This is a genomic window from Aquiflexum sp. (assembly GCF_041751335.1).
Classification (GTDB): domain Bacteria; phylum Bacteroidota; class Bacteroidia; order Cytophagales; family Cyclobacteriaceae; genus Aquiflexum.
Genome location: NZ_JBGSXS010000432.1, coordinates 1 through 9,303, shown reverse-complemented (window position 1 = coordinate 9,303; position 9,303 = coordinate 1). Strand labels below are relative to the sequence as shown.

Here is a 9,303-nt window from a genome sequence, read left to right as displayed (position 1 = left end):
GCGCTCGGGAACTTTCACAGATCAAAACGGCGCAGGAAGTGCGGGAACGGCTTCAATCGGGTCAGACAGTCAAGGAACTGTATTTCTGGCATTCAACAGTGCTTTCAGGACGGCTTTGGGAACAGGTACTGTAACCGTGTTCCTGTCTACTTCCGATACATTTACCCCTGATCCGGCAAATGGCAATCCCAATTTATTGTTGGTCGGTCCTGTTCGAAATGCAGGGGAAAACTTCTTTAGGATAACGCCTGGAACAGATTTAGGAAAGTATTCCCATGTGATCCTTTGGTGTGGATCGGTCGGAATTCCATTTGGAAATGCAAGGTTGCAATAATTAACCAACAGCATCCCGGTGTACATGGGATGCTTAATTCTCCAATTATGAAAAATATAAAATTCTTCCAGATTTTGGCACTGGTGTTTGTTGTCCAGGAAGTCAGTGGTCAGAGCGGATGGACCAAATCAAAAGGGGAAGGTTTTTTCCAGACCGCATTTTCTACTTTTAATTCCAAAGATTACTTCACCCTTGATGGAGAAAGGCTGGTTACCAACAGGTTTCACCAGCAAAGCATTGTCTTTTATGGGGAATACGGGGTAACGGACAAATTTACCATCATTACCAATTTGCCTTTGCAGAACTTCAATGGTTTTGAAACTACTGAAACTGTTTCAGGCCTTGGAGACCTGAGATTGGAATTCAAACATGCTTTGTTGAAAAAATATTTTCCATTGGCCATCAGCGTCGCTCCGGAAATCCCGACAGGCAAGGCCAATAATTTTGCAAACAGCAAGGTCAATGATTTTGAAAGAATCAATCTTCCGAGCGGCGATGGAGAATTCAACGTCTGGACTACTTTGGCTACTTCATTTGCTTTGGGGGATTTCCCATTTTACGGATCCCTATTTGGGTCTTACAATTACAGGACACAATATGACGGGATTTCTTTCAGTGATCAGATTGCTATTGGGGTGGAATTGGGCTATAAGATTGCTGATATAGTTTGGTTCAATTTACGAATGAATGGCCTGACCTCAGTTGATGAAATTACCGAAGTGACAGATTTTGTAAGGGGTGACGGCACAGAATACACGAGCTACAGTTTGGGTCTCAGCGCTCCGGTCTATAAGGAGTTTCATTTAAGTCTTACATACCGCAATTTCAATGACCTTCTGTTCCAAAGAAAAAACATCTACTCAGGGGGAGTCTTTGGAATTGGTGTCTTTTATAACCTCAAACCTCCTACAAAATGAATGACATCAATAAAATATTAGACTCTACCACAGAAAAAAGGACCTATCCCATTGGTTTGATGTTTCTGCCATTCAAAAAACTGGGGAAATTCCAAACTCTTTACCATCAGGGGGATTTGGCAAACAAGCTTTTCCTAGTCAAAAGCGGTTCTGTAAAACTTTGTGAATTAGTTGTGTCCGGTAATCAGGTTATCCATGACATCAAGACTGAAGGACAAATATTCGGAGAATGGGATGCCTTATTCCATCCTGATGTGTATTTTAATAAATCTGCCATTGCACTTTCTGATACAACCGAAATCCATTTTATCAAGCTCTCGGACATCAATTTTGACAATGTTCCCAACTTGGTTTCCGGTATTTCAAACCTTGTTTTGGAAGATTTCAAAAAAATAAAACTCCGGCACCAAAGGCTATTAAATAACAATGCCGCTTATCGTATCAAAGAAACGCTCCTAAACCTTGCCCATAAAGCAGGTCAGAAATTTGGAGATGAAACTTTGCTGAAAATATGGTTGTCTCACGATGACATTGCAAAACTTGCGGATACCAGTCGGCAAACAGTAACAGCGGTCATGAATGAACTTAAAAACAAAAAGAAAATCATTTATTCAAGGGACCGGATTCTATTCAGAAGCCTGTCAAATTTTCACAATTAAACAAATTCAACATGAAAAATTTAAGCATGATTTTAGTTTTAATGACAGCTTTTCTGTTGTCTTGCGATAACATGTCGGAAGACATTCCGATGGATGATCCTGTACTGGTCACAGGTCCGCTAGAAGTGCTTAAGAGCGGTACCTTATCAAACCAGAGCGGAGCAGGGACTAGGGGGACCGTTCAACTTGTAAAAGACCAGGCGGGAAAATTTTATATTTCCCTGAGTGAAAATTTCACGACAAAGTTTTCTACAGGTACAGTCACTGTTTACCTATCTACCTCTTCTTCATTGAGATTAAATGAAAGCGGAAGTTTCCAATTGTTAGGATTGGCAAACAAGCCAGGTGCGCATTTTTATGAACTTCAGGGCAATAAAGACGATAAGTTTACACATGGTATCATCTGGTGCGGAGCCGCCGCCATTCCTTTTGGAAATGCCCTACTGGAATAACATTTTGTTTGGTTTGTTTATTTGTCAAAATGGGGGATGAGGATTCATCTCCCTTTTTTGTTTATTTCAAGAGAGGGTTTAATTAATTGGCTTGCATTGGATCAAGTTCAAAAACAAATTCGGTAAAAGTGGAAGAATCTGAGAAGACCTGAATGTTTGAATTGTGGACTTCCAATATTTTTTTGACTATTGCCAAACCCAAACCAGCGCCTTCAATTCCTTTTTTGTCCCTATCGACCATATAATACCTTTCAAAGAGTAAACCCAAATCTTTCTGGGGTATTCCCGAACCTGTATTTTTGATACTCACACAGACTTTGTAGGTGGTCTCGCAATAAAAAGCTTTGAGGGTTATCTTTCCGTTTTCAGGAGCATATTTTACTGCATTGTCAATAAGGTTTTGGATCACCCTATCCAATAAATAAAGGTCTGCTTCCACCACAGGAAGTGATGGGGAAATGTCTGCAACAAGGTCTATTTTTTTGGCTTTTGCCAAAAGTTCAAACTTAAGGCAAGCGTCAAAAAGCAATTCCTGAATTCGGAAAGGCTCTAATTTCAACTGCATCTGACCGGATTCCAGTTTGGACAGCTCAAATAAATCCGCCACCAGATTGGTGAGCCTGTCTGAGGAATCAGAGATGATTTTCAGGTATTGCTCCCTTTCAGATTCAGTGATCTGATCACCCTTGATCATCATGGTTTCCACATATCCGTTGATCACAGCCAAAGGATTACGAAGGTCATGGGATACATTTGCGATCAATTCCCTCCTCAGGCTATCCACTTTTTTGAGTTCGTCCATATTACGGAGGATATTGTCTGCCATTTTGTTGAATGTGGAAGCAAGTAAGGAAAGTTCAGAGTTGGTCTTCATCTCGGGGATTCTTACCTGAAGGTCTCCATCTTTAAACTTACTTACCGTTTTGACTATTTCTCGAAGGTTTTTTGTCAAAAGCGCTGTCAATAACATGGAAATGAACAATGAAATTACCATTGTTATCAAGAAAGAATTCAATGTCAATTTGAGCCAATAGCTTCCCAATAGACCTGCTGCTACTTCTTCAAATTTTTCACTTGCCAAGGTGATGTATACATACCCCAAAAGTCTGCCATCTTCCATGACCTCTGTGGCAGAAAATATAGTCTGATAGCCATTTGCCCTAGGGTCATCTCCTAAAATGAACTTAGATCCTCGTGATTCTATAAATTCTTTTACAGGTTTGACATCTACCCTTTTAAGTTTGACCTTGGAATCCAAAACCACAAATGAAAGGATCTCACCTTCAGGATCTAGAAGAAATACTTCAATACTTGGATTGACAGCCATCATGGAATGCATGATTACACCCAAGGCTTCCTCATTTACCTCTCCGTTTTTGAAAGGGGGAGCTTCTTTGACCAGATATTCAGCGACTGAAGCGTTCAATTTTTGGGTAGTTTCCAAAAAATAGTTTTTAGAAGCAATTGTTGTAATCAGGATGTAGGCAAAGCCCACCACCATCATCACAAGGGTGAAAACTAAAGAAATTCTCCAATATAGACTTTTCATACAAACATATTTTTATTGTCAAAAGGGTTTTACCATTCGTCATTAAAGCGGTAACCGATGCCCCAGGTTGTCAATATAAAGTTTGGATTATTGGCATCAATCTCGATTTTTGATCTTAAACGGTTGATATGGGCATTGACGGTGTGTTCATAGCCACTGAAGTCATATCCCCAGATCAGTTCCAAAAGCTCCGACCTGCTGTAACTCCTGCCGGGACTTCTGGCCAATAGCATAAGCAGGTCAAACTCCTTGGGAGTAAGGTCAATTCTCTTTTGGTTTAATAAGACTTTCCTCCTTTTTTCATCTATCTCCAAGTTTTCAAACCTTACGGCATCCTCATTTTTATTGCTCAAAAGAACAAATTGGTCCTGCCTTCTCATAATGGCTTTTACCCTCGCAATAAATTCCCTGATTTTGAAAGGCTTGGTGATGTAATCATCAGCCCCGGATTCCAATCCCATCACTTTATCAATTTCTTCGGATTTGGCTGTGATCATCAGGATAGGGGTAAAATTATCCAATGCCCTAAGCTTTTGACAGATGCTTATGCCGTCCATTTCTGGAAGCATGATATCAAGGATTATCAGGTCAAACAAACCCGAGGAGGCTAGTTCATACCCAAGCCGGCCATTATTCGAAATCTGAATATGGTATCCCAAGTCCTTGAGGTGAATCTGAATCAATTGGCTGATATTTGGGTCATCTTCGACTACCAGTACCTTTTTCATAAGTGACATGTTGTAAATACCGATAAAAGTAAATCGAAATATTCACGAAAGTATCACGAAGTGAGTTGATAGTATTTTTCTTCCCATTAATTATCCAAGACAAAAAAGAACCTGTCGGTTTTCAACAAAAGAAGTCGATAAAACAAGGCGCTGGTTTGCTACATATATTTGGCCTACAGGTTTCTGATAGTATCAAGATTAGAATGAATGAACGAGGCCTCAACCAAAAAAATCTCTCAGAATTACTTGGAGTAAGTACCTCAAGAATCAGTGAATATTTAAATGGAAAAAGTGAACCGACTTTAAAAATAGCAAGGAAAATAAGCAAAAAATTGGATATCGATACTGCTATTGTGTTGGGTGTTTGATAAAGTTGATATCCCAATATTGGTTAATTTTCACCTTCCATAAAGTCTTTTCTCATCATTTTTTTAATGATTTAAACATAAAAAGAGACTGCCCTTACTCTATAAAGACAGTCTTCTTTTTCATTTATTAATCAAGAAAATTAATTCAGAGCTGGTTAAATATAAATTCCTGCCATCTTCGGTCTCCCGTCTTCCGTCCCATTAAATATGGAATTCATGTAAATGGCAAAATTCATGCTAACCACACCAAACCCCTACTTCACTTCTTTCAAAGAATTATCGATCAACAATTTCAAATGATCCTTATGGGCTTTGGAGGATAGATTCCCGCCAGCATTGTTTGCCTTGCCCTTGATATAATTTAAGTTATACAAGGCCGCTGATTTGGCTAGGTGGTTGTACCTGTTGCTAGAGGTTCCTGAAACCATCCCTTTGAGCGTATTCACATACTCCATCTGAAGGTTTTGTCTGAAGGAATTGACATTTCCATTGATATCGGCATCAAATATGGCTTTGGTCAGGTCGTTCATGTATGTTGCCATGTTGTATTCATTGCCATACAATTCCGAATCCACCATTCTCTGCAAGGTATTGGGATGGGTCAAATGTGCCAATACATTTTTCTGTGAGTTCAATACCTGCTGATGGATTTTGGGATCTTCGGTTCCTGAAATAAAATCAAAACCTCTTCTTTGTCTTGCGAGGTAATTGATCAGGTCTTCAGGGATGTCATAGGCATTGGATGCAAACATATATTTGCTCAATGCTGACATTGCCCTTTTTTGATCCTTAAGACTAACGGGAGTATAAGGTTGTGTCGCGCCTTCCTGTCCTGCCATTGCCCGATCAACATAAACACCACCAATAAACCTAGACATGACGCTACCTGCGGTGCTATATTGATTCATCAACACTCCATAAGCCTGTACCAGTTCCTGATAAGATTCACCGTCTTTGGTATATTTTTCTTTGATTTCCTTCATGAGATTTTTGGAAGTTTCCATCATATGGATAGAATATCCTATCTGATCATTTGAAAGGTCACCTATCATCACTCTTGGATCAATGGCTTTACCCGGAGATCTCATATCATCAGCATCGTTACCGAAAATCAGTTCAGGTTGGGTGGATTTGGCCAATATAACATCCAATTCATTTGAATTCTTGACTGGCGTATATCCAAATTCAATTGCCCATAGATCATAAGGACCGACTGTGGTAGTGAAGTAATGACCTTGGGTTTCTTTATCAGGAGAAAGGTTGATGGCCAAATAATCCATGACAGAACCTGTTAAGGCTTTTCCTTCAATGAAGTTTTTGTCTGCCAATTGTGCAGGTGAATACAATTGAGAAGCTTTCATATTATGGTTCAATCCCAAAGTATGTCCCACTTCATGCATCAACAATTCTGACATGGCTTCCATTTTCATACCTTCCATTTCAAGATCAGAAGCGCCGCTTGCGCGTAAAAATGCCTGACCAAACATCATGTTGTTCTGCAAATGTGCCCCTACAGTACAGAAATACCCGTTATGCCAAGTTCCAAATTCACTCTCAGTTGCGGTTTCTTCACCGAAAAGCCTGTCATAAACCACCCTATTGGTATGGTACACAAACTCCAACATGATATCAGATCCTAAAATCTGTCCGGTTCTAGGATTGACGAAACTCGGGCCGTAGCCTCCAAATGGAGGATTCGGTGAACTAGTCCATCTTAACACGTTGTACCGGATATCGCCTGCATCCCAATCGGCATCATCCGGTTGGATCATCACTTGAACAGCATTTTTAAAACCTGCCCTTTCAAAAGCTTTGTTCCATTCTAATACCGCGTTCATGATCGTCGGTCTCCATTCAAGTGGGGTTGAATTCTCTATCCACCATACTATCGGTTCAATTGGATCTGATAAGGCTGCACTCGGATCTTTTTTTCTCAAATCCCAACGATGGATCAAATCCCTGTAGGGAGTCGGACTGCTTGAAGTCATGTCGGTGACTTTCGTAGTAAAAAACCCAACCCTTGGATCATCAAATCGTGGTAAGTATCCATTGTCAGGTAATTCTATCATACTATGATATACTTTTATGGAAACATTCCTTCCATCTGTTACTGCCTGGGATCCACCGTTTAGAACAGATGGGTTTGAATAAACATACTCAACCGCCAAATCAGTGTTTTTCTCATAATTTCTTACTGCAATTACTTTGGTCTTTTCACTGTCCAGATTCCCCAATTTAAAAGAGGTAGGTGATTCACCTGGATAAGACGGCCTTTTGATCTGCGAAAAAGTCTCTTTTAAAAATAAATTATCTGCCTTGATCAGTATAATACCCATCTCAGCATCATCAAACTCTATTTTAGCACTTGCCATGATTCCTGAACTAATATTGGCATCAGCTGAACGGCTTAGCGGGTTATCAGCATCAAAGTAGTAGGACGTATTTTGACTTACGAATTCAACCCGATTGAAATACCTTTCGATTTTGAAGATTTTATTCTCCCCATAAGCCCCTCTGAAAGTACCAGCTTCAGTAACTCCATCCCCAATTTGCGAGAAATACAGGTATTCATTTCCCAATTGCTCTTTACTGATCAACATTTTCAATTCACCACTTGTGGTATCCTGATAGAAAGTAAAAAGGCCTTCGAATTTTTTATGACCTTTTATTACATCTTCCAATTTCTTCTTTTCAGGTTTCCTTTCAGGTGAAGGGGTGGCAGTAGCGATGGTCTCTGCTTTCTTTTTTTTCTTTTGTGCATGTACATCATGTACAGACCCGAATCCTACAAACAGCATTAATATGGCTGAAAGGATAAATAGCTTTGTTGGTTTAATCATTGTTCTCTTTAATTGAAATTTCTTTGAAATATACAAATACTTTTAGAAGGAATATAACTGTATTTTATTAAATAGACTTATTAGAAATAAATGTTAGAAATTGGGAGTCCGAAGTTGACGAAGTTTGAACCTTTGAGGTCTAAAAAAGACCTCAAAGGTTTTTCCTTAATCCAAGCAAAATTTAAAATTCAAATTATGTAAAACTTTCAAATGGGTTTTGAGAATTTCAAGTTGCGTTACGGGTATACATAATACCTTTTCCGGACAAAATTGTTTAACCCGGATTATACATTAGAATAATTGAAAGGAAGGCTTAGATTCTGAATTTAGGAGAAGATTCCATCCATCCACGGTCTTTTTTTGACAGGTAATGAGATTTTCAAGACCTGTTTATTGGCATGATTGACTTTCCATGCCCCTGATGCAAAGCAATAGGATTTGAGTATTTTTAAGGTTGCCCTGTTATGGTGGTTGAGTGCAAAATGCCTGAATAGGCTCAAGAGATTATAGGCCACCATGATGACCCTAAATGAAGCTTCGGTAGCCCAAAAATTCTGCAGGCAAAAACCGCTGTTTGCACTTACCAGACCTATCTTTTTACCTTTGAGTGCCTGCTCAAAAGTCTCCTGCATAAAGAGCTTGCAACTGCTGCTGTCTGCAGTATTGCCGGGCCTTAACCATGCATTGGTGACCATGCTAGTCTGCCCTACAAAGGCCATCGGGGGGTGATGGGAATTCCTTCCCCTTTTATTGGGATTGTACCCTTTTGCGCTACCTTCCTGTTCTCCGTACCGGGTTATCACTGTGCTGTCAAAATCAACAGTGATGTTGTCAACCCCTATTTGATCAAAAAACTAGTTTTAAAGAACCAGGAAAATCTCTATGTTCCTCTTTTGGGAAAACTTCCCAAAAAACCTACTGTATGTACTCTGGGATGGCATCTGTTCCCAACCGAATACCGACTGGAAAACTTTGTCATACCTTAACCAGTCGCAGTGGATATAGCGGCTTGCCCCTGTCCAGATGCTAAGCCAGAATGAGGTCACTATATCAGAAGGGTCATATCCCCGGTCCGAGCCGGATTGAGGCAATCCAGGGTGCCTAAATACTTCTTAACTTTGTCTGATCAAGAAACCATTTCATAAGGCTCATGCCTCCAAAAGAGGTAACTGGCTTGTCAGAATATTCTATTGGTAGATTAACCATTTTGGTGAAAGTTGATCATACTAAAAATCGGGGTTTTTAGAACATATTCAAATATTTTCAAACCATTTTTCTATCTTATTGCATAATCACGATTTAACCCCCAAGAAACGCCAAAAGCCAGCATTGTGTGCTGGCTTTTTGATAATGTGGCGGCGGCCTACTCTCCCGGGTGTAACCCCAGTACCATCGGCGCTGCAGGGCTTAACTTCTCTGTTCGGGATGGGAAGAGGTGGGACCCCTGCGCTGGGCC

At 40.0% G+C, this 9,303-nt stretch carries 9 protein-coding genes and 1 rRNA gene; 5 read left to right on the top strand and 5 right to left on the bottom strand.

Annotation, left to right across the window (positions count from 1 at the left end; translation table 11 throughout):
• From ACEW8U_RS22870 to ACEW8U_RS22855, 4 genes are all read left to right on the top strand, one after another.
• Positions 1–334: DM13 domain-containing protein (locus ACEW8U_RS22870; protein WP_373524373.1), on the top strand; the 334-nt coding region annotated here is incomplete at its 5' end.
• Positions 335–381: 47 nt separating this feature from the next.
• Complete coding sequence (locus ACEW8U_RS22865; protein ID WP_373524372.1) at positions 382–1,251, top strand: hypothetical protein; 870 nt, start codon at positions 382–384, stop codon at positions 1,249–1,251.
• The gene (locus ACEW8U_RS22860) at positions 1,248–1,910 is read left to right on the top strand and encodes a Crp/Fnr family transcriptional regulator (RefSeq protein WP_373524371.1); all 663 of its coding nucleotides are present in this window, start codon (positions 1,248–1,250) and stop codon (positions 1,908–1,910) included. The genes ACEW8U_RS22865 and ACEW8U_RS22860 overlap by 4 nt, the downstream gene beginning before the upstream one ends.
• A gap of 11 nt (positions 1,911–1,921) precedes the next feature.
• On the top strand, positions 1,922–2,362 hold the full coding sequence (locus tag ACEW8U_RS22855) for a DM13 domain-containing protein (protein WP_373524370.1): 441 nt from the start codon (positions 1,922–1,924) through the stop codon (positions 2,360–2,362).
• Positions 2,363–2,444: 82 nt separating this feature from the next.
• On the opposite strand, the gene ACEW8U_RS22850 is transcribed toward ACEW8U_RS22855, so the two are convergent.
• Both ACEW8U_RS22850 and ACEW8U_RS22845 read right to left on the bottom strand, forming a co-directional pair.
• The gene (locus tag ACEW8U_RS22850; RefSeq protein WP_373524369.1) at positions 2,445–3,911 is read right to left on the bottom strand and encodes an ATP-binding protein; all 1,467 of its coding nucleotides are present in this window, start codon (positions 3,909–3,911) and stop codon (positions 2,445–2,447) included.
• 29 nt (positions 3,912–3,940) lie between these two features.
• On the bottom strand, positions 3,941–4,639 hold the full coding sequence (locus ACEW8U_RS22845; RefSeq protein ID WP_373524368.1) for a response regulator transcription factor: 699 nt from the start codon (positions 4,637–4,639) through the stop codon (positions 3,941–3,943).
• Positions 4,640–4,704: 65 nt separating this feature from the next.
• Between ACEW8U_RS22845 and ACEW8U_RS22840 the strand changes: the two genes are divergently transcribed.
• Positions 4,705–5,007, top strand: coding sequence for a helix-turn-helix domain-containing protein (locus ACEW8U_RS22840; protein ID WP_373524367.1), 303 nt, complete (start codon positions 4,705–4,707; stop codon positions 5,005–5,007).
• 254 nt (positions 5,008–5,261) lie between these two features.
• Here ACEW8U_RS22840 and ACEW8U_RS22835 read toward each other — a convergent pair whose 3' ends face one another.
• The 3 genes from ACEW8U_RS22835 to rrf all read right to left on the bottom strand — a co-directional run.
• Entirely contained in the window at positions 5,262–7,847 is a 2,586-nt protein-coding gene (locus ACEW8U_RS22835) for a zinc-dependent metalloprotease (RefSeq protein ID WP_373524366.1), read from the bottom strand.
• Between the two features lie 326 nt (positions 7,848–8,173).
• Complete coding sequence (locus tag ACEW8U_RS22830) at positions 8,174–8,674, bottom strand: transposase (RefSeq protein WP_373524374.1); 501 nt, start codon at positions 8,672–8,674, stop codon at positions 8,174–8,176.
• Between the two features lie 523 nt (positions 8,675–9,197).
• Positions 9,198–9,303 (bottom strand): 5S ribosomal RNA (rrf, locus tag ACEW8U_RS22825); the annotation flags it as partial.